Source organism: Pseudoxanthomonas sp. 3HH-4, from assembly GCF_006716465.1.
Classification (GTDB): domain Bacteria; phylum Pseudomonadota; class Gammaproteobacteria; order Xanthomonadales; family Xanthomonadaceae; genus Pseudoxanthomonas_A.
In genome coordinates this window covers 629,975-652,328 of record NZ_VFPB01000001.1, presented here as the reverse complement: position 1 = coordinate 652,328, position 22,354 = coordinate 629,975, and the positions used below count along the sequence as shown (strand labels likewise).

The following is a 22,354-nucleotide window of genomic DNA, read 5'->3' as shown; positions in this document are numbered from 1 at the left end:
GCCGGCCGATTGTGGCATGGGCCAACGACTGTTGTAGGAGCGACGTGAGTCGCGACCGCGGACCACGACGCGGGGTTGAACCCTGGTCAGGAAGCTTCATGTCAGGGGGCATGCTTTTGCACTCCCTCCACGTTCGCTGGCAGGCCGGCCGTGCGGTCGCGACTGACGTCGCTCCTACAACAAGCGGATTACGCCGCCTGCGACAGGTCTGGCAACGCCGCTTCGTGCTGCAGCGACAGGCCGAACTGGTCCGCCATGTGCTTCAGCAATACCGGCTTCACCTGGTCCATGCCGGTTGGACCGCCGAGGTCGGCAAGCGAAACCACCTGCAGGCCCTGGTAGCCGCAGGGATTGATGCGGTGGAACGGCTCCAGGTCCATCGCGATGTTGAACGCCAGGCCATGGAACGTGCAGCCGCGCCGCACGCGGATGCCGAGCGCGCCGATCTTGGCACCGGCCACGTACACGCCGGGGGCGCCATCCTTGCGTTCGGCTTGGATGTTCCATTCGGCCAGCGTGTCGATCATCGCCTGCTCGATCTTGCAGACGTAGTCGCGCACGCCGACTTTCAACCGCTTCAGGTCGAACAGCGGATACGCGACGATCTGCCCGGGGCCGTGGTAGGTCACCTGCCCGCCACGATCGACATGGATCACCGGGATGTTGCCCGGCGCCAGCACGTGTTCGTCCTTGCCGGCCTGGCCGAGGGTGAACACCGGATCGTGTTCGACCAGCCACAGCTCGTCGCCAGTGGCCTCGGTGCGCGCGTCGGTGAACCGCTGCATGGCACGCCACACCGGTTCGTATGGCTGGCGGCCCAGTTCGCGAACGACGCAGGGTGCGGTCACAGCGTCCACTTCACTTCGGGATGCTCGCGCAACGCATTGTGCGCGGCGTCGTACTGCGCGCGGTCATCGGCGCGGAAGCGGATGCGCACCGAGACGTACTTGCCGTTGCTGGAGTGCTTCCAGTTGATGTCTTCGTGCAGGACTTCCACACCGGCCGATTCCAGCAGGCGCGGCAATTCGGATTCCAGTCCGGTGCCGGCCGTGCCCATCGCGCTGAGCTCGAAGGTGCCGGGGAACTGGAAGCCGTGATCGGGGTTGTCGGATTTGATTTCCATGCGGGAATTATTGGGATGCCGGGCGTGAAAGCCAAGCCGGGGGCCTCCCGGAACGAAGAAGGGCCGCTTTCGCGGCCCTTCGTATGCATGCGGCGGCTGGTTCAGCGCGCCAGCTGCACCAGGCTGGACGACACCCACCCCTTGTTGCCCAGCTCGTCCTCGACTTCCCACATCATCCCGTCCTTGTTGCCGGTGGGATACAGCAGCATGCCGGGGTCGAGGTCGCGCACCGCCTTGCCGGTGCCCTTGGGATTGGCGAACAGGCGACCCGGCTTGGTCATTTCCACCGCCTGCTGGGCGTTGGACGCGGACGCGTTGCCGGACAGGCCGCCCAGCTCGGTCACCAGGTTGGTGTACGCCTGCAGGTAGGCCAGCGTGATGACCTGGCCGATCTCGGTGTTGGCGTAGCCGCTGGCGCCGCCTCCGCCCCAGTGGCTGCCCGTGAACAGGCTGCCACCGGCACCCCAGCCGATGTCGGTCTTCTTCGCGCTGCCCTCGGCCATGGCGACCTGCTCGGACGAACGCACGTCGGTGACCGTCAGCACCACGTCGGCGGTCTTCTTCTTGAAATCCAGCCCACCGACGGCGCGGCCGAGATTGCCGCCCACCAGGCCCCCGAGCAGGCCGCTGATCGCATTGCCACCCGCATTGCTGTTCTGCGAGATCAGGTCCGGCACCAGCACGTAGTCGGCGGCGCGGATCTGGCCCTTGCCGATGTTGGAGCGGTTGCGCAACTCGCCGCTGGCCGCCAGGTCGCGCTCGGCCATCGCCGCGCCCATGCCCACGCCGCGATCGACGAGGGTGAAGCAGCGCGACTTGTTGACGAAGACCTTGATCAGTTTCGATGGCGCCGGCAGCTGCTGACCGCTCCACCAGTTCACGCCGTCCTCCGGTTCGATCACCGAGATCGAACCCAGCGGCTTGCTGCAGGTCGGGATCTCGGCCATCTGCTGCTTGCGCTGGTCCTGCGCGCTCTGCCGCTGCGCGAAGGCAGGCAGCGTGGCGGCGATCGCCAGCATGCCCATTGCGATGCGGAGCGTGTTGTTCATTCCCCTGTTCACTTGTATATCTCCTTGAAAGGTTGTCGCCCATGTGGGGCATTCCATCAATGCGGGGGCACGGCACATGTGCCGACGTCCCCGGCCTCGATGATAGGCCATGGCAGCCGTATACCCCGCTAGGCACGATAAATGTGACTGGCTCCGGCCAGCAGAGCGGCGTGATGGCCTACCCGCGCCTTGCGCGATAATCCGCTCCCCTCCCGTGAGTCCAGCCGTGTCCTACCTGCTCATCAGCGTCGTCTGCAGCGTCCTGGTCTCGGTGCTGCTCAAGCTGATGCAGCGGCGCGGCATCGATATCGCCCAGGGCATCACCTGGAACTACCTGGCCGCGTCGTTGCTGTGCCTCGCACTGCTGGACCCGCCGCTGGCAGCCCTGTCGCGCGCCGACGCGCCGCACGTGGAGCTGGCCCTGCTGGCCTTGTTGCTGCCCGGCATCTTCCTGGCGCTGTCAGCGTCCGTGCGGGCAGCGGGCATCGTGCGCACCGACGTGGCGCAACGGATGTCGCTGGTGCTGTCGCTGCTGGCGGCGTTCCTGTGGTTCGGCGAACGCGTGGACAGCCTGAGGATTATCGGCCTGATCCTCGGCGTGGTGGCCATCGTCATGCTGGTGCTGCGCCCGCGATCCGGGCCGGCCCGCGATCCGGGCGCGGACTGGACCGGCTGGGCGCTGCCGCTGCTCGTGCTGGTGGGCTATGCGAGCGTCGACGTGCTGCTGAAGCGACTGTCCGCGGCAGGCACGCCGTTCGCCGCGTCATTGCAGGTCGCCTTCGTCTCGGCCTTCGTGGTGATGCTGGTCGTACAGATGCTGCGTGCCTGGCGTGCGCGGATCGCGTTGACCGGCGCCGCGCTTGCCAGCGGCCTGCTGCTGGGCACGCTGAACTTCGCCAACATCCTGTTCTACGTGAAGGCCCACCGCGCACTGCCGGAGAATCCGGCGGTGGTCTTCTCGATGATGAACATCGGCGTGGTGCTGCTGGGCACGCTGGTGGGCGTGTTCGGTTTCGGCGAACGTCTGAGCCGGCTCAATCTGCTGGCCATCCCTCTGGCGATCCTGGCGATCGGCTTGATTGCCGCGGGCATGCGCTGAGAGGGAAATGAAGAAGCCGGCTTTCGCCGGCTTCTTCATCATGGAGCGGGGCGGATCACTCCGACTCCCACCACATCCAGAATGCGTCCCACAGGCGTTTGAAGAAGCCGGCCTCCTCGATGGCGGTGATCGCCACCAGCGGCGATTCGGCCACCACCTTGCCGTCCAGCGTGACCTTCACTGTGCCGATGGCCTGGCCTGCGGTGATCGGCGCGACCAGCGTCTTCGGCACGTCCATGGTCGGCTTCAGGTCCTCGTAGCGGCCACGCGGGACGCTGACCAGCATCGGCTGCGCGACACCCAGCTGCACGTCCTTGGTCTTGCCCTTCCACACGCGCTGGGTGGCGATGGCCTTGCCAGGCTCGTACAGGCGGTGCGTCTCGTAGAAGCGGAAGCCCCAGTTCAGCAGCGCCAGGCTGTCGTCGGCGCGCTGCTTCTCGGACGTGGACCCCATCACCACGGCGATCAGGCGCTGGTCGCCGCGCTTGGCCGAACTCATCAGGCAGTAGCCTGCCGCGGAATGGTGGCCCGTCTTGATGCCGTCGACGCTGGGGTCGCGCCACAACAGCAGGTTGCGGTTCGGCTGGGTGATGGCGCCGACCGTGAATTCCTTGATCTTGTTGAAGGCGTACTGCTCGGGATGTTCGCGGATCATCGCGCGCCCCAGAAGGGCCAGGTCGTAGGCAGTGGAGTAGTGCTCCGGTGCCGACAGACCATGCGCGTTGGCGAAATGCGAACCCTTCATGCCGATCTGCGCGGCGTAGTTGTTCATCAGCGCCGCGAAGGCTTCCTGGCTGCCGGCGGCATGTTCGGCCAGCGCGATGGCGGCGTCGTTGCCGGACTGGACGGCCATGCCGGTCTCCATGTCCAGCAACGATGCGGTCTTGTTGACGGCGAATCCGCTGTAACTGCCATCGGTGCCGGCGCCACCCTCGCGCCACGCGCGCTCGCTCATCATCACCTGGTCGGTGGGTTTGATCTTGCCGTTCTTCTGTTCGGCCGCCAGCACGTACGAGGTCATGACCTTGGTGATGCTGGCCGGTTCGACGCGCTCGTTGTAGTTCTCGCCCGCCAATACCTGGCCGGTGATGTAGTCCATCAGCACCCAGGCAGTAGCGGTGGGCGTGGGCGCAGGCGGGATGGCCACGGCGGCGGACGTCGGTGCGGCGGCGGGTTGCGGAGTCGGCGCCGGGGTCTGGGCGATGGCCAGGCCCATGGCGGTGGTCGCGAGCGCGGCGAGAACGAAACGGAACTTCATCGGCGAAAAACTCCTGGCAAGGCCCTGGGCCTGACGGTTCAAGACGAATATTGTAGGGAGGCCGGCCGTGGCACGGGTTGGAAAGGCGAAAAAAACGGCGGACGGTGTCGGGCCTAGTCGCGGACGATCTGCGGACGACCGAAGCCCAGGCCGGCGATGCGGCCCGCCAGCGCCTCCGCCGAGGCGGCGTCCGTCGCGCCCACACGCAGCCGCCACAGCGGGCGTTCCGCACCGGGCACGTCGCTGAGCCGGGCATCGGCGATGCCCGCAGCGATCAGGCGCGCAAGCGCGCGATCGGCATTGTCGCGGCTGGAGAAGCTGGCGACCTGCAGTTGCAGGACTGGCGAGAGGGGCGCCATGGGCGACACGGCCGCCGTCTGCGGAACCGCGGGCGTCGAAGCCACCGGCGTGGCCGCCACCGGCACACCGGGCTTGCCGGACGCCACGCGCACGCCATTGGCCTTCATCCATGCCTCGAAACCGGCCGCACTCGGCGCATCACCCGGCTTGGCGGGCACGTGGTAGCGCGCCGCGTCCTTCGGCAATTGACCGACCAACTGGTCCATCGCCGAAGGCGACGGTGCGGCTGCGGCTGCGGCTGCGGCTGCGGCTGCGGCTGCGGGCGAGGCGGCAAGCGTGCTGCGGTCCGGCGTCAGCGCGCGCACTTCGACGCGCCCGGTGCCGCGCTGGGTGATGCCCAGGCGCACGGCAGCGGCATAGCTCAGGTCGATCACGCGGCCTTCGTGGAATGGCCCGCGATCGTTCACTCGCACCACTACCGACTTGCCGTTGTCCAGGTTGGTGACGCGGGCGAAGCTGGGCAGCGGCAGCGACTTGTGCGCCGCGCTGTAGGCGTACATGTCGTACACCTCCTGATTGGAGGTGCGGCGGCCGTGGAACTTGTTGCCGTAGTACGACGCCGTGCCCTGCTCCACGTAGCCATCGACGCGGTCGAGCACCCGGTACTGCTTGCCGAGCACCGAGTAGGGCGACTTGTTGCCTACGCGCGAGCGCGCCTCGGCGGTGACGACCGGTTCACGGATGCAGTCCAGGTCGGGCACATGGTCCGGCGTGGTATCCGACACGCCCGGCTTGTAGAGACCGCCTGCGGTGTAGTCGCCGCGCGTGGCCAGGTCTTCCTGGGCCGCGGCGTAACGCGAGCAGTCCTTGCCGGCGATGGTGGGCGACGGCGCCGTTGGCGAGGGCCGGACCGCACCGCCGGTTGCGGAAGGCGACGGGGACTTCTTCGGCGCCGTGCCGCATGCGGCCAGGGCCACTGCCAGCACGGGCAATGCCAGCCACTTCATGCCGGCGGGATCTCGCGGCCCGCGATGGCCTGCGACAGCTGATGCACCGCCATCGCGTACATCTTCGAATTGTTGTAACGGGTGATGGCGTAGTAGTTCTGGAAGCCCAGCCAGTACTGCTTGCCGTCGGCGCCATCCAGCTGTACCAGCGTGGCGGTCGCATCGGGCGCCACCGGTTCCAGTGGGCGATAGCCCTTCTCGGCGAGCTGCGCCAGCGTGTAGTCGGGTGTCCACGTTTCCGGATTGAACTCGGCGAAGCCGTCCTGCAGCTGCGCGCGGGCGACCACCGCGCCGCCTGGCACCCAGCCACCGCGCTCGCCGCCTTTCTTGCGGAAGTAGTTGGCGATGGACGCGAAAATGTCCGGATAGGTGGTGAACAGGTCGCGACGACCGTCGCCGTTGCCGTCCACCGCGAACTCGCGGTAGCTGGACGGCATGAACTGGCCCAGCCCCATCGCGCCGGCGTAGCTGCCGGTCAGCGAGGCGATGTCGAGCTTCTCCTCGCGACCCAGCGCGAACAGCTGCGCCAGTTCGTCGCGGAAGAACTGCTCGCGACGGTGTTCGTAAGCGGCACGCTCCGGATTGCCCGTGCGCGGGTAGCGGAACGCCAGCGTGTACAGGGCGTCCAGCACCTTGTGGCGACCCGTGAAGCCGCCGTAGTTGGTCTCCACGCCGATGATCGAGACGATCACCTCGGCGGGCACGCCGTATTGCTGCTCGACGCGGGTGAGTTCATCGCGGTGTTCCGCGATGAACTTGCGGCCGCCATCGATGCGCGCCTGCGTAAGGAAGCCGACGCGGTACTCGCTCCACGGCTTCACCCGCTCGGCGGGACGCGACATGGCCGCGACCACGCTGTCGAGGAACTGCGCCTTGGCCAGTGTGGCCTCGATCTCGGCCGGGGCGATGCCGTACTTCGCCGCCGTGTCCTGCACGAACTGCGCGCGCGCGGCAGGGAAATCGACCGGCTTCAGCGCTTCCGGCGGCACCTCGGCCACGCGCTCGACCGACGTCTCGGCCGGGGTCGCCGGGGCAGGAGCAGGGGGAGTCGCCGAAGCAGCTGGCGGCGGCGGTTGCGGTGTGGCGCAGGACGCCAGGCCCAGCACCAGCAGACAGGAAAGTGCGTGTCGCATCATCGGCGCGAGGGTAGCACGCGACTTTGCGTGCAGGGTGAACAGAGCGCGTCGTGATGCGGCATCAATATCCATGCACGGGCCGGTGCGCACGCACCGCCATCACCAGGCCCAGGCCCGCGAGCAGCGAGACTGCGGACGTGCCGCCGTAACTCAGTAGTGGCATCGGCACGCCGACCACCGGAAGCAGGCCGGACACCATGCCGCCATTGACGATGACGTAAACGAACAACGCCATGCCCAGCGTGCCGGCAAGCAGGCGCGAATAGGTGTCGCGCGCATCCATCGCGATCCACAGGCAGCGCCCCACGACGAACAGATAGAGCGCCAGCACCGTGGCCACGCCGACCCAACCGAACTCCTCCGACAGCACCGAGAAGATGAAATCGGTGGTGTGTTCCGGCAGGTAATCCAGGTGCGACTGCGACCCCTGCCCCCAACCCTTGCCGGTCCAGCCGCCGCCGCCGATCGCGATCTTCGACTGCAGGATGTTCCAGCCGGCACCGAGCGGGTCGTTCTCGGGGTCGCGGAAGGTCAGGATGCGGTTCTGCTGGTATTCGCGCAGGAACGAGAACCACGAGATCGGCGCGAACATCACCAGGCCCACCGCCGTGCCGCCCAGCACGCCCGCCGTCATGAACCACCACCACGACAGCCCCGCGAGGTACAGGCCGAACACACCGCTCGCAGCGACCAGCATCGCCGTGCCGAAATCCGGCTGCATCAGGATCAGGCCGGTCGGCAACCCGATCAGCAGCGCCGACACGAAGGTCGTACGCCAGCCCGGTGGCAGCGGCTCGCGATGCAGGTACCACGCCAGCATCATCGGCAGCGCGATCTTCAGCAGTTCCGACGGCTGCAGGTAGAAGAACTTCAGGTCGATCCAGTGCGCACCGTGCTTGCCGGTGCCGATGAACAGCACCAGCACCAGCGGCACCAGCGCCACCGCGAACACGCCCGGTGTCCACGCGCGCAGCCGCACCGGCGAGACGCGCGACAGCGCCCACATCGCCACCAGGCCCACGCCGAAACGCACGCCCTGCGCGACCATCAGGCGCGAACCCAGCGCTTCGCCACCGGCGCTGTACAGCACCGCCAGACCGACCGCCATCAAGGCGACCAGCGCACCCAGCAATGGCCAGTCCAGCGTGCGCAACAGGTGGCGCAGCAGGTCGAAGCCCCAGCGCAGCAGGTCGGTCATGCCGATGTCCTCAACGCGCGCGCGCCTGCAAGCCCCTCTCCCCTCGGGAGAGGGGTTGGGGTGAGGGTCGGGACAGGCGCGATGGTCGGCATATTCGAGCGCAAAGGCGCGCGCGCGGCCACGCCATGAACGCCTCCACCCATCCGATCTCCGCCGACCCTCACCCCAACCCCTCTCCCGGCGGGAGAGGGGCTTTGAGCGGGCGCTCCCGACGGCGGCGACACCGGTGAAGTGGGCACCGCTGGCGTGTCCTGCGGCACGAGTGGGCTCGGTGAAACATTGCCGTTCCCCGTTCCCGGTTCCCCTCCCTCCGCCGCTTCCTTCTCCGGCATCTTCCCAAGCAGATACGCATCGAAAATCTTGCGCGCCATCGGTCCCGCCGTGCTGCCGCCGTAACCGCCACCTTCCACCGCGATGGCGATGGCGATCGTGGGGTTGTCGGCCGGCGCGAAACCGACGAAGAGCGAGCGATGGCGCAGATGCATCGGCAGGCTGCGCGGATCGACGGCAGCCGTGCCCCGGCGGCTGATCACCTGTGCGGTACCGGTCTTGCCGGCCATCAGGTAGGGCGCGCCCAGGGCGACGCGCCAGCCGGTGCCGCCCGGCTGCATGGTGTCCTGCATGCCCAGCCGCACCACCGCCACGTTCGCGGGGTTGGGACTGATCGCAATGGGCGCAGGCTGCGGCATCGGCTCCCACGGCCGATCGAAGCCCACGCGGGTCTGGCTGACCAGGTGCGGACGCCGCATCTGCCCGTTGGCGATCCCGGCCGTCGCCCGCACGAGTTGCAGCGGCGTGACCTTCCAGTCGCCCTGCCCGATGGCGACGTTGACCGTGTCGCCGGGGTACCAGCGCTCCTTGCGCGCCTTCAGCTTGGCCTGCGGCGACGGCAGGATGCCGCCGATTTCGCCACGCAGGTCGACGCCGGTCGGTTGGCCGAAGCCGTAATGCTCCATGTAGTCGTCGAACTGGGTGATGCCCAGGTCCAGCGCGAGCCGGTAGTAATAGGTGTTGACCGACTGCGAGATCGACTTGCGCAGGTCGGTGACGCCATGCCCGCGCCGGCTGGCATCGCCCCAGCCGCGGCTGGTGCCCGGCAGGTAGAACATGCCGGTCGAGACGACGGTGTCCTCGGGCTTGCGCTTGCCGCTGTCCAGGCCGGCCAGCGCGATCAACGGCTTCAGCGTCGAGCCCGGCGCCACGCCACCCAGTACCAGGCGGTTGAACTGCGGCCGCGACGGATTCTCGTTGAGCGCCCTGAAGTCCTTGCTGGAGATGCCGTTGACGAACAGGTTGGGGTCATAACTGGGCAGGCTGACCATGGCCAGGATCTCCCCGGTGCGGGGATCGACCGCGATCGCCGAGCCTTCCAGTTCACCGAACGAATCGACGATGGCCTGTTGCAGTTTCGCGTCCACGCTCAGCCGCAGGTCGGTACCCGCCTGTGCCGGCACGCGCCCGACCACGCGCAGCGCGCGCCCCTCCACGTTGGTCTCGACCTTCTCGTAGCCGATCTTCCCGCGCAGCTGTTCGTCGTAGTAGCGCTCCAGCCCGGTCTTGCCGATGTGGGTCAGGGCGGAATTGATCTCGCCCAGTTGCTCGAGGTCCTTCTCGTCCACGCGGCCCACGTAGCCGACGATGTGCGCGAACAGGTCGCCGTAGGGATAGCGCCGGGTCAGGTAGGGCACCAGCTCGACGCCCGGATAACGCCAACGGTCCACCGCGAAGCGCGCCATTTCCTCCTCGCCCACGCGCAGCTTGAGCGTGATCGGGCGGAACCCGCGCGTGGCCTTGCGCGTGGCCTCGAAGCGCTCGATGTCTTCGGGCGAGAGTTCGATGATCCGGCCGAGCTCGGCCACCAGCCTTGCCGGTTCCTTCACCTTGTCCGGGGTGACGTCGAGCCGGAACGCCGGCACGTTCTCCGCCAGCAGCAGTCCGTTGCGGTCGTAGATGGTGCCGCGGCCGGGCACGACGGGGCGCGGACGGATGCGATTGGCTTCCGAGCGCGTGGCGTAGTCGTCATGGTCGATCACCTGCAGCTTGAAGTACCAGGCGCCCAGGCCGATCAGGCACAGCGCCACGACCACGAAGCCCGTCACCGCGCGCCGACGGAACTGGTCGGCTTCGGCATGCGGGTTCTTGCTGCGCCGGCGCGGCCCGATCATCGCTCAGCCCCGCTTGCGGCGACCCAGCCGCAGCGCGTCCATCAGCACGAACAGCGGCGGCCACAGCAACATGCCCAGCAGGGGCGCCCACCAGTATTCCCACGGGAGCGTCGGTTCGCCCAGCGCCAGGTGCACCACGGTGGTCACGATACGGTCGTTGAGCAGCAGGCCACCGACCGCCAGCGCCTGCTGCGACATCGGGAAGAAGCGCAGCCGCGCGCGGAAGCGCTGCAGGATGAACGCCATGATGAGCAGCCGCAGCGCCTGTTCGCCCAGCAGGGTCCCGAACATCAGGTCGGCGACCAGGCCGATGGCGACGGCAAAACCGAGGCCTGCGCTGTCCGGCGCCTCGATCACCCAGTACGCCACGATCAGCGCCAGCCAGTACGGGCGCAGTGGCTGCAGCAGGTCCGGCAACGGCAACAGGCCCAGCAGCAAGGCGACGATGATGCTCAACGGCATCAGCCAACCGGCGCGCGCGCGACTCATCGCTGCGGCTCCTGCGGGCGCGTCGAGGCCGGGGTGGTCGACGCCGGTTCATTGCGCCCCTCTCCCGCCGGGAGAGGGGTTGGGGTGAGGGTCGGGACGTTCGCAGTGCGCGGGGCTTGCGGGGAAACCGTCGCGGGCGCGGTGGCCGCTTGTTCGGCGGCGACCACACTACCTTCGTTGCCCCTCACCCCAACCCCTCTCCCGGGGGGAGAGGGGCTTTGGGTCGCGGGCGCGGACACGTCTTCCGGCTGGGTCGCGCCTTCCGCTGGCGACGGCGCTTCGGGCAGGAATCGCGCCGGATCGGCCGGCGGCAATGGCTGTGGCGGTGCGGACTTCAGCAACAGCACGTCGCGGCCGCGGTCCAGGCGCGCGGCCGGCGTGACGTCACCCACCAGGAAGGCATGGCTGTCATCCGTACGCAGGGCAGAGATCGTGCCGACCGGAAACCCGGCCGGGAAGCGGCCACCCAGGCCGGAGGTCACCAGCAGGTCGCCCACCTGCACGCCACTGTTGAGCGGCACATCGGCCAGCTCCAGCAGATCGTTGCGGCCCCGCCCATAGACGATCAGCCGCACGCCGTTGCGCGCGACCACCACCGGCACCGCGTGGTCGGGGTCGGTCAGCAGCAGCACGGTGGCATGGGCGGGGGTGGTCTCGATGATCTGCCCCATCAGGCCGCCCGCGTCGATTACCGACTGCCCGACAGTAGCCCCTGCGCGGCTGCCCGCATCCAGCACCAGCCGCTGGCGACCGGGTGCCAGGTCGATGTCCAGGATAGGGGCCAGTTGCACGTCCAGCCCGCGGGAGGTCTTCACGCCCAGCAGCGCGCGCAATTGGGCGTTGTCGGCCGCCGCCGTCTGCAGGCGGGCGAGCCGGGCGTTGGCGACCAGCGCATCGTTGCGCAGGCGCGCGTTCTCTTCCTGCAACCCGCTGCGCGTCACGGCATCGTCCTGTACGCGGGTGGTCACACGGCCGGGCAGGCCGGCCACCCACCACAACGGCTGCGTGACCACGTTGGCCTGCGCACGCACCTGCGACAGCCAGCCACCGCGATGGTCCAGGATCACCAGCGCAATAGTCAGCGCCAGATAGCCCAGCAGTCGAAGCGTGCTGGCGACTTCACCGGGGCGGGAGGCAACGGGGGGACCGGCGTAGGAAGGCATCTCTTGATTGGGGATTCGTGATGGGTGATTCGCAACGGCCAGGCTGCGATCCGTACGTGACCCGGGGCGGCGGTCGCTGCCGCATGCGAATCACGAACCACGAATCACACATCACGGCTTCACATCATTCCGGCGCGAAGAACTCGTTGCCGTGCATGTCGACCAGTTCCAGCGCACGGCCACCACCACGCGCCACGCAGGTCAGCGGATCGTCAGCGACCTGCACGTGCAGGCCGGTCTCCTCGCTGATCAGGCGGTCCAGGTCGCGCAGCAGCGCGCCGCCACCGGTCAGCACGATGCCGCGCTCGGCGACGTCGGCGCACAGTTCCGGCGGGGTCTGTTCCAGGGCCAGCTTGACCGCGCTGACGATGCCGGACAGCGGTTCGTGCAGGGCTTCCAGCACTTCGTTGGAGTTGATCTTGATCATCTTCGGCACACCCTCGGCGAGGTTGCGGCCGGAGATCTCCATCTCCTGCACCTCGGCCTGCGGGTAGGCGCAGCCGATCTCCAGCTTGATGCGCTCGGCGGTGGCTTCACCGATCAGCATGCCGTGGTTGCGGCGCACGTAGTTGGTGATGAACTCGTCGAAGCGGTCGCCGCCGATGCGGACCGACTGCGAGTAGACGATGCCGTTCAGCGAGATCACCGCCACCTCGGTGGTGCCGCCGCCGATATCGATGACCATCGAACCGCGCGCCTCGGTCACCGGCATGCCGGCGCCGATGGCAGCCGCCATGGGCTCCTCGATCAGGTAGACGTCGCGGGCGCCGGCCTCTTCGGCCGATTCCTTGATCGCGCGGCGCTCCACCTGGGTGGAGCCGGCCGGCACGCACACCAGCACGCGCGGGCTGGGGCGCAGGAAGCGTGACTTGTGCACCTTCTTGATGAAGTACTTCAGCATCGCCTCGGTGTAGGTGAAGTCGGCGATCACGCCGTCCTTCATCGGGCGGATGGTGGTGATGTGGCCGGGCGTGCGGCCGAGCATCTGCTTGGCCTCCGCGCCGACCGCCGCGACCGAGCGCGAGCCGCCGATGGCACGGTCCTGGCGCACCGCCACGACCGAGGGTTCGTTCAGCACGATGCCCTGTCCGCGCACGTAGATCAGGGTATTGGCCGTGCCCAGATCGATGGACAGGTCGTTGGAGAACATGCCGCGGAGCTTCTTGAACATCGGGGGACGGGTTCCTGCTGGGGGCGGATCGCCTTGAAATGGCGATTTTTTGGGCAAAAAACGAAGTCAGCTAGCCTAACAATCCGGCATGGTGCGGGCAAGGAAAAATCTCGTGAATACAAGGGGAAAACCGCTGTCCGCGTCGCTTGCACGCTCGCTTCGCCCCGGCCATCGCGCGGCCGGCATCGCCGGATCAAGGCTGGTCGGCACCGGCCCCAGCCGGTAACCTTCGCACCGGCGCGCCGGGAATGGGGCGCACGTCCCGTTTTTCCTGCGGCCCGGGACGGCCGCATCCGCCTCCAACCGAGTCTGCCGATGTCCGCACTGATCTGTGGTTCCCTTGCCTACGACACCATCATGGTGTTCCCGGACCAGTTCAAGAACCACATCCTGCCGGACAAGGTGCACATCCTGAATGTGTCGTTCCTGGTGCCGCGCATGCGCCGCGAGTTCGGTGGCTGCGCGGGCAACATCGCCTACAACCTGAAGCTGCTGGGCGGCGACCCGATCCCGATGGCCACGGTGGGGCAGGATTTCGGCCCTTATCGCGAGCACTTCACCGAGCAGGGCATCCGCCTGGAGAAAGTGAAGGTGATCGACGAGCTGTTCACCCCGCAGGCGTTCATCACCACCGACCACGACAACAACCAGATCACCGCCTTCCATCCGGGCGCGATGATGCGCAGCTACGAGAACCACGTGAAGGACGTGGCCGGGGTGACGTTCGGCATCGTCAGCCCCGACGGGCGCGAGGGCATGATCCAGAACGCAGCCGAGTTCGCGGAGGGCGGCATCCCCTTCATCTTCGACCCCGGCCAGGCCATGCCACTGTTCAACGGCGAGGAACTGCGCCACTTCATCGAACTGGCGGACTACGTGACCGTCAACGACTACGAATCCAACCTGCTGCAGGAGCGCACCGGCTGGAGCGAGGCCGACATCGTCAAGCGCGTGAAGGCGTACATCACTACCCGTGGCCCGCACGGTTCGCAGATCCACACGCCGGACAAGACCTACGACATCCCGCCGGCGCACGAGCGCCGCGTGACCGACCCCACCGGCTGCGGCGACGCCTTCCGCGCCGGCCTGATCTTCGGCATCGAGAAGGGGTACGACTGGCTGACCATCGGCCGCATGGGCAACCTGATGGGGGCCTTGAAAGTCGAGCATCCAGGAACTCAGAACCAGCGCTTCGACTACGACGAGTTCAACGAGCAGTTCAAGCAGCAGTTCGGCTATTCGCTGTAACCGGAACCGACACATTCCCACTTCCCGCCTTGGCGCTGGCCGCGGCAAGGTGGCCGGCGCACTCGCGCTGCCGATGCGCAATGCGTAAGGTAAGGCCGGGGAGTGGCGCTGGTGCCCGTCCCCGCGCCGTAAGCAATCAGGCAGGGGCAGTATGGTCGGGCAGCAACGCCAACCCACTCCACGGGATCCGAGCGTTCCCGTATCCACCCTCGTCCTGCTCCGTCAGTTGTCGCTCCAGGCCATGCTGGTCGCCGTGGTGGTCTTCCTCGCCAGCGGCCTCGGCATCCTGACCCGTCCCGAAAAGCAGCTGGCCGCGTTCTGGCTGACCAATGCACTGCTGTTGGGGCTGTTCGCGCGCCGTCCGGCGCTGGCGTCACCCGCCGGCTGGGCGGCGGCTGCGCTGGGCTATGTCGCGGCGGACCTGCTCACCGACACGTCGCTGCCCACCACCCTGCGCCTGACGGCGGCAAACCTGGCGGGCGTACTGGCCGGCTATCTCGTGTTCCGCCACATCCGCGAGGAAGACCGCCGCCTGCAGCATCCGCTGTCCATGCTGGGGGTGCTGGCGGTATCGGCAACCGCGGCAGTGGGCGCGAGCCTGGTGGGCAGCGTGACCTCGCACGCGATGATGCGGATGGGTTTCCTGACGGCCAGCGGTTTCTGGTTTTCCGCCGAACTGGTCAGTTACGTGGCCATCCTGCCGGTCGTCCTGCTGGCTCCCGCGCCCGCGGAAGCGCTTCGCGAACTCCGCGACGGACTGGACCGCGCACGCCAGCGGCCCCTCCTGCTGCTGCCGCTGGTCGCGCTGGCGCTGACGATCCTGCTGGGCGTGACCATCGGTGGGCCTGGCGCCATCGCGTTCCCGGTACCGGCGTTGCTGTGGTGCGCGTTGGCGTATCGCCTGTTCACCACGGCGGTGATCACGGCATTGCTGTGCATGTGGACGCTGATCGCGATCGCGACGGGCCTAATCGATCTGCACTTGCAGGAGACCAGCGTGCAGCCGGTCATTTCGCTGCGCATGGGCATGGCGCTGCTCGCGGTGGCGCCCCTCACGGTTGCCAGCGTCAATGCAATGCGCAACCGCCTGCTCGCCACCCTCAACCACACCGCCGATCACGATGCGCTGACCAGCGCATTGAACCGCCGCGCCTTCCTTCGCCGCGGAGGCGACCTGATGGCGCAGTCCCATCGCCGCAGCGAACCTGTCGTCGCGATGATGCTGGACATCGACCACTTCAAGTCGGTCAACGACCGCCATGGGCATGCTGCGGGCGACGCCGTCCTGGCCACCTTCGCGCAACGGATGCGCACGCACCTGCGCGAAGACGGCCTGTTCGGCCGGCTGGGCGGCGAGGAGTTCGCGGTGCTGCTGCCGGGCGTCGACGCGGTGTCGGCCATCGCCGTGGCCGAGCGCCTGCGCGAACTTGCGGGCGAGCCCATGCCGCTGGACGACGGGCGCATCCTCGACATCACGGTAAGCGTCGGCGTGTCCGCGCCCTCCAGTCCGGAGAGCGCCGATGCGCTGGAACGGCTACTCAGCCAGGCCGACGTGGCGCTCTATCGCGCCAAGGCGATGGGGCGGGACCGGGTCGTGGCCTAGGGCGGACCGACTCAATCCCATCCCGGCATCTGGCTGCCATCCAGACCACCGGTCTCGAACAGGGCCCTGTGCGTGCTGCCATCCTTCACCGTGAACTCGATTTCCAGCACCTTCGTCTTGCGCGCGAGACGCCACAAGGCCTTTTCGTCGTCGATGAACATTGCGGTGGCTTCGTCGGTATCCGGCCGGTTTGCCGACATGCGCTTCGGTGCGGCGCCGTCTGCGACCACGGTCACCTGGCAGCGGCTGTAGCACGCCTTGGCGAAGTCGCTGGCCTGCAGCACCAGGTAGCTGCTGCGCTTCCAGGTGGGATGGTCGCGGAACACCAGTTGCACCGGCTTGGCGCCGCTGCCGTCCACGTCCACCGGCTCCTTGCTCAGCAATGCGGCCGAACGCTGCGTGCCGCCGTCGACAGCGACCTGCGAGTAATCCCACAGGGTTTCCATCCGGCGCTGCTCGCGCGCGGCTTCAGCCTTTCCCTTCACGTCGTCCAGGCCCGGGCCGATGCGGGCAGCCGCCTCGCTCTGCGGATACTGGTCGAGCAGGGCCACGCCGTGGATACGCGCCATGTCCCAGTCGCTGGAGGCCACGGCGCTGTCGTATTTCTTCGCCAGGTCGGCCGCCTGCTGCTCGACGGCGGCGGCCTGCGCCGCTGCAGCGGCTGCGCGTTCGGCTTCGCGGTCACCGCAAGCCGAGACGGCCACGCAGGCGATCGCGAGCAGGAGGGACTTCATTGCGTGTTGCTTCATCGGGGTACGCCTCGCTGGATCAACAGGGCGACTGCGGCCGCCACTTCGTCGGGTTTTTCCATGATGGACATGTGGCCGCAACCATCGAGTGAAACCTGTCTGGCCTGCGGCATCTTCGCGGCATACAGCGCCATCGCGCTGGGATCGATCACGCGGTCCTGCCGGCACCACAGCAGCAGAACCGGCTGGCGGATCGAAGCAGCCGCCTCGCCTGGCAGGAAGCGTTCGTCGCTGCGGCCTATGCGGTCCAGCACCTGCTGCTCGAATGGCGCCTGCGCGGCGCGCCAGTCGATCACCGCCCGCGATGCCGGCCACGGGATGGACGGCTGCACGCCGCGATCGTGGAAGACGGTATCGAGGTAGCGCTGCAGCGTCGCGGCATCGTGGACGGCGAATGGATTCTGCCCGGCCAGCACTTCGACGCCGAAGCGGTTGTCAGCGAACCGCACGCCCGCCGCATCGATGAGGCCCACGCGTGCGACGAGTTCCGGATGCCGGGCCGACGTGATCGCCACGATGCCGCCGCCCATCGAATGACCAAGCAGCACGATCGGGCTGCCCTCGCGCCGGACCTGCGCAAGGAACGCCGCCAGCCTCCCGGCCTGTGCAGAGAATCCGTAGTCCGACCCGGCGACACGCTGGCTCTCGCCCCAGCCAGGCAGGTCCGGGATGACGAGCCGATACCGGCCACGCAGCCGCGCCGCGAGCGGGTACCAGTTCTCCTTGCTGCCGGTGAAGCCATGCACCATGACCACCGTCGGGGCATCGTCCGACGCTGCTTCGCGCTCGTCGTAGGCCCAGCGGTGGTCGCCGATGACGATGCGTTTCTCGGACAGCCCTACCCACGCTCCCTGCAAGGCCATGGTGGCACGCAGCGGCGCCATCGGGTCCCGCCCTGCCCACACCACCAGTGCACAGACAAGAACGGCCGCCCCCAGGGCGACCGTCCGTGCGCGGGTCAGGCGGAGCGGCATGCCTTACGGGCCCGCCGGTGCCTTCGCCAGCGTCGCCTCGACCGAACCCGTCGTGATCGGGTGGTAGCCCGGCCTGGCGCGCGCGAAGCTCTCGCGTGCGAAGGCCAGGCCATCCGGCGTCTTCGCCAGTTCTTCGTAGATCGGCATGATCAGCTTGCGGCGGCCGACACGCTCGATGAACTTGGCGATCTCCGGACGCGCGTCCACGTAGCCGCTGCGGATCGTCAGCGGATACCAGCGCATCGCGATCTCGCCATTGGCGGTGCCCGTGAAGTGATACGCGTCGTCGAGCTGCTTGAGCTGCTCCACGGTCAGCTTGTCGCCCATGCCCTCGATGAAGTGCACCCACTGCTGGGTGATCCAGGTGTCGGTGACCTGCGGGTTCGGCAACTGGCCGCTTCCCTGCCAGGCGATGCGCGCGGTGTCGGTGCTGGAGAAGCCACGCGACTGCACCTGCGGAGCGCGTGCGGGGATGCCCGGCGCATAGACCCATTCCTGGATCTCGGCATCGCTGACCAGGTTCGGATGCTTGTCGAACAGGTTCTTCTTCGCATAGTCCAGGAACTGTTCGGTGGTGATGCTCTGGAAAGCGAAGTGGTCGAAGTAGCCGCGCAGGAAGGCGTCGAATTCCTGCCGGCCGAAACGCTCCTCCAGCATCTGCAGGAACCAGGCGCCCTTGTCGTAGGACACGGCGCTGAGCGCGTCGTCGGCATCCAGCTTCGTGCCCGGCTTCACCGCCAGCGCCTGGGTGGCCTCCGGCATCGTGCCGATTTCCTTCTTCAGGCTGTTGCGCGCGATCGCGTATTCCATGCTGGCCTGTTCCTTGCCATACAGGGATTCGACGATGCGGTTCTCCACGTAACTGGTGAAACCCTCGTTGAGCCAGCCGTGCTTGGCGCTGGAGAACGTCACCAGGTTGCCCGACCAACTGTGCGCCAGCTCGTGCGCGATCAGCGAGACCAGCGTCTTGTCGCCGACGATCACGGTGGGCGTGATGAAGCTCAGGCGCGGGTTCTCCATGCCGCCGTACGGGAACGAGGGCGGCAGCACCAGCATGTCGTAGCGGTCCCAGCGGTAGGGGCCGTACAGCTGCTCGGTGGTGGCGATCATCTTCTCGGTGTCTTCGAACTCCTTGGTAGCCTTGTCGACCATCGCCGGTTCGGCCCATACGCCACTGCGGGCGGAGATCGGCTTGAAGACCAGGTCGCCCGCGGCGATCGCCATCAGGTACGACGGGATCTTCTGCGGCATCTTGAAGGTGTAGTCGCCGTCGCGCGCAGCGGCTGGATCGTTGTCGGCGCTCATCAGCACCATCACGTCCGGACGCGAGGTCACGTGCGCACTGTAGGTGTAGCGCACCTGCGGCGTGTCCTGCAGTGGCACCCAGCTGCGCGCGTGGATCTGCTGCGACTGGCTGAACATGAAGGGCAGCTGCTTGCCTTCGGTCATTTCCGGCGTCAGCCATTGCAGGCCCGACGCCTCCGGCGAGCTCTTGTAGGTGACCTTGACCTTGGCGTTGCGCGCCGGCGTCTCGATGGTCAGCTTGCTGCCCAGTACCGGATCCTTGGCGGCCAACGCGTACTGCAGCGGCGCCCAGGCGTTGTTCGCCTCGCCCTCGACCTTCTCGATGGTCAGGTCGCGCGTATCCAGCACCAGCTGGGTGGCCGCCTTGTCCTTCCAGTCCAGGGTATAGGTGGCGGTGCCGCCGATGGTCCTGGTGTCGAAGTCGACGGCGATGTCCAGCGCCAGGTCGGCGATGGCGACCTTCTGCGGTTCGGCATAGGAATGCTCGTCGCGGTCGACGACCTTCTCGATAGCGGGCTTGGGCGTGGCGGCCACGGGGGCGGATTCAGGTTCCTTGGAGCAACCGGCCACCAGCACGGCGGCGCAGGACATCAGCAAAGCCAGTGAACGCATCAGGGGACTTCCAGCGATCGGGGGAAGTCCCAAGTTTACCGCGCCGCGCGGCGGACCGGCCCGTCCTGCCGGGATGCGGTGCGCCTGCTCAGACCTTGTAGCCGGTATGGATGGCCACGATGCCGGCGGAAAGGTTCTTGTAGCTCGTCCTCGCGAAGCCCGCAGCATCCATCATGCCCTGCAGCTCGGCCTGCGGCGGGTGCTTGCGGATACTCTCGGCCAGGTACTGGTAGCTGTCCGCGTCCTGCGCGAACAGCTTGCCCAGCTTCGGCAACACCTTGAACGAGTGGAAGTCGTATACCGGCTTGAACCAGTCCACGGTGACTTCGGAAAACTCCAGCACGCGCGCCTGCCCGCCGACCTTCAGCACGCGGTGCATGTCGCGCAGCGCGGCGTCCTTGTCGGTGACGTTGCGAAGGCCGAAGGCAATGGTGACCAGGTCGAAGCTGGCGTCGGGAAACGGCAATGCCTCGGCATTGCACTGCACGTACTCCAGGCCTTGCACCAGGCCGCGGTCGGTCATGCGGTCACGGCCCACCGACAGCATGCCGGCATTGATGTCGCCCAGCACGATCTGCCCGGTGTCGCCCACGCGATCCTTCAGCAAGGCGGCGATGTCGCCCGTGCCGCCCGCGAGGTCCAGCACGCGGTCGCCGCGCTTCACCTGGCAGGTCCCCACGAAGTAGCGCTTCCACACCCGATGGATGCCGAGGCTCATCAGGTCGTTCATCAGGTCGTAATTGCCGGCGACCGACGTGAAGACCTCGCCCACCAGCTTCTGCTTGTCCTTGGCGGCGACATCGCGGAAGCCGAAATGGGTGGTGCCGCGTTCGTAGGGGGATTCGCTCATGGCCGGATTATCGCACTACCGGCCGGGCCAGCCCACGGCCTGGGTATCCACCCCGTATTCGAGCAGGCCGGGCGACCCCGGCCCGGGGTAGTCAGCGCTCCATCAGTGCACACACGGCCTGGAGGCGCAGCGCCCTGGGCAGTACGTCGCAGCCGCGCCTGCGGGTCCTGTCGGCCGGCGCGGCCACCGGCGTCACCCGTGGCGGCTGGCTGACCGGCGGCGATGAAGAAGCCGCGACCGTGGCCGGCCTCACGAGCACGGGCGCAGGCGAACTCATCGAGCGCGGCCGCGGCCCGACACGCACCACGAAGCCATTCGCCGTCGCCGACACCACCTCGACCCAATGCAGATCGTCGGGCGTGTTCCAGCGACCGCCCACCTTCAGCATCGAGCCTTCATTGCTCGAAAGGGTGGCGGCGGGAACATCACGGTCGATACTGTAGGCGATGCCGTAATCCTCCAGCTTGTGGATGATTACCGCGTCACCGGCCAGCTTGGCTTCATAGGTCCCGGTGCGGCGCCGCGCTTCCAGCGTGTAAATCACGGTCTTGTACGGGTCCGGTTGAGACGGCATGGCCAGCACGACCAGTTGCGCATTGGTCGTCTGCACCAGACTGGCCGCATCCAGCACGAACTCCTGCATATCGCGGTTATCGGCAGCAATGGTGCGCTTGCGCGACGACGGCAACCAGCCCAGCCGTTCGCGCTGATACATGTTGATGTGCTTGGGCAGCAGACCATAGGTCGTGTCGCTGGTGGCATTGCGCCAGGCATCGCTCATCAGGTCCCACGGATTGTCGTAGGTGTCGCTGTCACCGTCGGAATTGTTCGAATGCGGCAAGCCGTAGCCATGCCCCATCTCGTGGGCAAGCGGCGCGAGATTGGCGAACGACCAGGGCGGGCTCCACGTTACCCGCGTGCAGGTGTACACACCGTCGAGCGTCGCACAGGCGCCGCCGCCCCACGCGTTGCCATCCAGTTCACCGTTGAACATCAGGTTGACGCCCTGGATGTTGCTGAAGTCCACCTCGGCATCCGCCGCCGCCGCACAGTCGGCGAATAGCGTGGATAACTGCGCCTTCTGCTTGCCGTTGGTGGTGGTCAGGTACGCGGCGCGTGGTTGCGGCAACGTGTACCAGCCGTGCGCGGTGCTTCCCGCAAGGTTGACCTGGCCGTAGGACACCTCCGACCAGTAGTGGCCCAGCTGGCCCGGCGCGTTGCCGTACTGCTCCTGGAAATAGGCGCGCGGCTTCTGCTCGCTTTCGATGTCGGCGAACTTGCACATCAGCGTCACCCAGCGCGTCGCGCCGAGCACGGGCGCCGCGGCCATCACGCGCCCATCCGCGCCTACCGATTTCGCCCTTTGCGGAACCCGTCCGGTGGGCACGATGGTGTCGATCACGGAGCGCGCCGATGAGGATGACATCACCTTCGTGACCGGTGCCTGGTACGACACCGCGACATGGCGGTTCGCCAGCGCATACAGGTCGCCCGCCGCGCGCCGCGATTGCGCGACATCCAGCGGTACGCGCCGGCCAGGACCGGTTTCCAACCACACGTCCAGTTGGGGCGCTGCCTGCACGCGGCCGGGCAGCGCTCGCGGGGGATCCGCCCACTGCAGTTGCAGGATGCCCTGCACAACGGTTTCCGCCCGCAACGGAAAGGCCGGGAGAATGCCTGCAAACGCCAATACACAGCCGGCGATGAGCGCCCGAATGCGCGCCTGCCGTGCATCGGCCGATCGGTGTTTGAACACGCGCGACCCCGCTCACGATGGGCGGGCCGACATGACACCGCCATGAGGGGGTGTCGGCTGGCCTGGGCGGGTCTTGAGCGGGTTTCGTCGCGAACATGC

General features: G+C 67.5%; 18 protein-coding genes and 1 pseudogene. 3 read left to right on the top strand and 16 right to left on the bottom strand.

The window, feature by feature from the left end; translation table 11 throughout:
• Positions 1-188: 188 nt before the first annotated feature.
• The 3 genes from lipB to FB548_RS02940 form a co-directional block, all read right to left on the bottom strand.
• The gene (gene lipB / locus FB548_RS02950) at positions 189-848 is read right to left on the bottom strand and encodes a lipoyl(octanoyl) transferase LipB (RefSeq protein WP_255470287.1); all 660 of its coding nucleotides are present in this window, start codon (positions 846-848) and stop codon (positions 189-191) included.
• On the bottom strand, positions 845-1,123 hold the full coding sequence (locus FB548_RS02945) for a DUF493 family protein (protein ID WP_142123250.1): 279 nt from the start codon (positions 1,121-1,123) through the stop codon (positions 845-847). Before FB548_RS02945 ends, lipB begins: the two co-directional genes overlap by 4 nt.
• A gap of 101 nt (positions 1,124-1,224) precedes the next feature.
• On the bottom strand, positions 1,225-2,148 hold the full coding sequence (locus tag FB548_RS02940; protein WP_255470384.1) for a CsgG/HfaB family protein: 924 nt from the start codon (positions 2,146-2,148) through the stop codon (positions 1,225-1,227).
• Positions 2,149-2,398: 250 nt separating this feature from the next.
• On the opposite strand from FB548_RS02940, the gene FB548_RS02935 reads away from it, so the two are divergent.
• A complete protein-coding gene (locus FB548_RS02935) occupies positions 2,399-3,271 on the top strand; it encodes a DMT family transporter (RefSeq protein WP_142123248.1) in 873 nt (290 codons plus the stop codon).
• A 55-nt stretch (positions 3,272-3,326) separates the two neighbouring features.
• On the opposite strand, the gene FB548_RS02930 is transcribed toward FB548_RS02935, so the two are convergent.
• From FB548_RS02930 to FB548_RS02895, 8 genes and pseudogenes are all read right to left on the bottom strand, one after another.
• Positions 3,327-4,529 (bottom strand): D-alanyl-D-alanine carboxypeptidase family protein, encoded by a 1,203-nt coding sequence (locus FB548_RS02930; protein WP_142123247.1) that lies wholly within the window; start codon positions 4,527-4,529, stop codon positions 3,327-3,329.
• A gap of 113 nt (positions 4,530-4,642) precedes the next feature.
• The gene (locus FB548_RS02925) at positions 4,643-5,836 is read right to left on the bottom strand and encodes a septal ring lytic transglycosylase RlpA family protein (protein WP_142123246.1); all 1,194 of its coding nucleotides are present in this window, start codon (positions 5,834-5,836) and stop codon (positions 4,643-4,645) included.
• Complete coding sequence (gene mltB, locus FB548_RS02920) at positions 5,833-6,972, bottom strand: lytic murein transglycosylase B (RefSeq protein WP_142123245.1); 1,140 nt, start codon at positions 6,970-6,972, stop codon at positions 5,833-5,835. The genes FB548_RS02925 and mltB overlap by 4 nt, the downstream gene beginning before the upstream one ends.
• 61 nt (positions 6,973-7,033) lie before the next feature.
• Entirely contained in the window at positions 7,034-8,170 is a 1,137-nt protein-coding gene (gene rodA / locus FB548_RS02915; protein WP_142123244.1) for a rod shape-determining protein RodA, read from the bottom strand.
• Positions 8,167-10,335, bottom strand: coding sequence for a penicillin-binding protein 2 (gene mrdA, locus FB548_RS02910; RefSeq protein ID WP_142123243.1), 2,169 nt, complete (start codon positions 10,333-10,335; stop codon positions 8,167-8,169). The genes rodA and mrdA overlap by 4 nt, the downstream gene beginning before the upstream one ends.
• A gap of 3 nt (positions 10,336-10,338) precedes the next feature.
• On the bottom strand, positions 10,339-10,824 hold the full coding sequence (mreD, locus tag FB548_RS02905) for a rod shape-determining protein MreD (protein ID WP_142123242.1): 486 nt from the start codon (positions 10,822-10,824) through the stop codon (positions 10,339-10,341).
• Between the two features lie 110 nt (positions 10,825-10,934).
• Positions 10,935-11,987 (bottom strand): annotated as a pseudogene (gene mreC, locus FB548_RS02900) (rod shape-determining protein MreC); the annotation flags it as partial.
• 124 nt (positions 11,988-12,111) lie between these two features.
• Positions 12,112-13,158, bottom strand: coding sequence for a rod shape-determining protein (locus FB548_RS02895; RefSeq protein WP_055937350.1), 1,047 nt, complete (start codon positions 13,156-13,158; stop codon positions 12,112-12,114).
• 315 nt (positions 13,159-13,473) lie between these two features.
• Between FB548_RS02895 and FB548_RS02890 the strand changes: the two genes are divergently transcribed.
• Both FB548_RS02890 and FB548_RS02885 read left to right on the top strand, forming a co-directional pair.
• Positions 13,474-14,406, top strand: coding sequence for a carbohydrate kinase family protein (locus FB548_RS02890; RefSeq protein WP_142123240.1), 933 nt, complete (start codon positions 13,474-13,476; stop codon positions 14,404-14,406).
• 241 nt (positions 14,407-14,647) lie between these two features.
• Positions 14,648-16,009: a GGDEF domain-containing protein gene (locus FB548_RS02885; protein ID WP_221625898.1), complete on the top strand. Its 1,362-nt coding sequence runs from the start codon at positions 14,648-14,650 to the stop codon at positions 16,007-16,009.
• Positions 16,010-16,020: 11 nt separating this feature from the next.
• Here FB548_RS02885 and FB548_RS02880 read toward each other — a convergent pair whose 3' ends face one another.
• From FB548_RS02880 to FB548_RS02860, 5 genes are all read right to left on the bottom strand, one after another.
• The gene (locus FB548_RS02880) at positions 16,021-16,743 is read right to left on the bottom strand and encodes a hypothetical protein (protein ID WP_142123238.1); all 723 of its coding nucleotides are present in this window, start codon (positions 16,741-16,743) and stop codon (positions 16,021-16,023) included.
• An 11-nt stretch (positions 16,744-16,754) separates the two neighbouring features.
• Positions 16,755-17,732 carry an alpha/beta hydrolase gene (locus FB548_RS02875; protein ID WP_142123237.1) on the bottom strand — a complete coding sequence of 326 codons (978 nt, stop codon included), beginning with the start codon at positions 17,730-17,732 and terminating at the stop codon, positions 16,755-16,757.
• A 3-nt stretch (positions 17,733-17,735) separates the two neighbouring features.
• Positions 17,736-19,649 (bottom strand): M1 family metallopeptidase, encoded by a 1,914-nt coding sequence (locus tag FB548_RS02870; RefSeq protein ID WP_142123236.1) that lies wholly within the window; start codon positions 19,647-19,649, stop codon positions 17,736-17,738.
• Between the two features lie 88 nt (positions 19,650-19,737).
• Positions 19,738-20,499, bottom strand: coding sequence for a bifunctional demethylmenaquinone methyltransferase/2-methoxy-6-polyprenyl-1,4-benzoquinol methylase UbiE (ubiE, locus tag FB548_RS02865; protein WP_142123235.1), 762 nt, complete (start codon positions 20,497-20,499; stop codon positions 19,738-19,740).
• 91 nt (positions 20,500-20,590) lie between these two features.
• Positions 20,591-22,138 carry a hypothetical protein gene (locus tag FB548_RS02860; RefSeq protein WP_185741948.1) on the bottom strand — a complete coding sequence of 516 codons (1,548 nt, stop codon included), beginning with the start codon at positions 22,136-22,138 and terminating at the stop codon, positions 20,591-20,593.
• Positions 22,139-22,354 lie beyond the last annotated feature (216 nt).

What these genes read in the sequence shown, in the direction of transcription:
- FB548_RS02945 (WP_142123250.1), bottom strand. Translation starts at nt 1,123, where the DNA reads ATGGAAATCAAATCCGACAACCCCGATCACGGCTTCCAGTTCCCCGGC.
- FB548_RS02940 (WP_255470384.1), bottom strand. Translation starts at nt 2,148, where the DNA reads ATGGGCATGCTGGCGATCGCCGCCACGCTGCCTGCCTTCGCGCAGCGG.
- FB548_RS02930 (WP_142123247.1), bottom strand. Translation starts at nt 4,529, where the DNA reads ATGAAGTTCCGTTTCGTTCTCGCCGCGCTCGCGACCACCGCCATGGGC.
- FB548_RS02925 (WP_142123246.1), bottom strand. Translation starts at nt 5,836, where the DNA reads ATGAAGTGGCTGGCATTGCCCGTGCTGGCAGTGGCCCTGGCCGCATGC.
- mltB (WP_142123245.1), bottom strand. Translation starts at nt 6,972, where the DNA reads ATGATGCGACACGCACTTTCCTGTCTGCTGGTGCTGGGCCTGGCGTCC.
- rodA (WP_142123244.1), bottom strand. Translation starts at nt 8,170, where the DNA reads ATGACCGACCTGCTGCGCTGGGGCTTCGACCTGCTGCGCCACCTGTTG.
- mrdA (WP_142123243.1), bottom strand. Translation starts at nt 10,335, where the DNA reads ATGATCGGGCCGCGCCGGCGCAGCAAGAACCCGCATGCCGAAGCCGAC.
- mreD (WP_142123242.1), bottom strand. Translation starts at nt 10,824, where the DNA reads ATGAGTCGCGCGCGCGCCGGTTGGCTGATGCCGTTGAGCATCATCGTC.
- FB548_RS02895 (WP_055937350.1), bottom strand. Translation starts at nt 13,158, where the DNA reads ATGTTCAAGAAGCTCCGCGGCATGTTCTCCAACGACCTGTCCATCGAT.
- FB548_RS02890 (WP_142123240.1), top strand. Translation starts at nt 13,474, where the DNA reads ATGTCCGCACTGATCTGTGGTTCCCTTGCCTACGACACCATCATGGTG.
- FB548_RS02885 (WP_221625898.1), top strand. Translation starts at nt 14,648, where the DNA reads ATGCTGGTCGCCGTGGTGGTCTTCCTCGCCAGCGGCCTCGGCATCCTG.
- FB548_RS02880 (WP_142123238.1), bottom strand. Translation starts at nt 16,743, where the DNA reads ATGAAGTCCCTCCTGCTCGCGATCGCCTGCGTGGCCGTCTCGGCTTGC.
- FB548_RS02875 (WP_142123237.1), bottom strand. Translation starts at nt 17,732, where the DNA reads ATGCCGCTCCGCCTGACCCGCGCACGGACGGTCGCCCTGGGGGCGGCC.
- FB548_RS02870 (WP_142123236.1), bottom strand. Translation starts at nt 19,649, where the DNA reads ATGCGTTCACTGGCTTTGCTGATGTCCTGCGCCGCCGTGCTGGTGGCC.
- ubiE (WP_142123235.1), bottom strand. Translation starts at nt 20,499, where the DNA reads ATGAGCGAATCCCCCTACGAACGCGGCACCACCCATTTCGGCTTCCGC.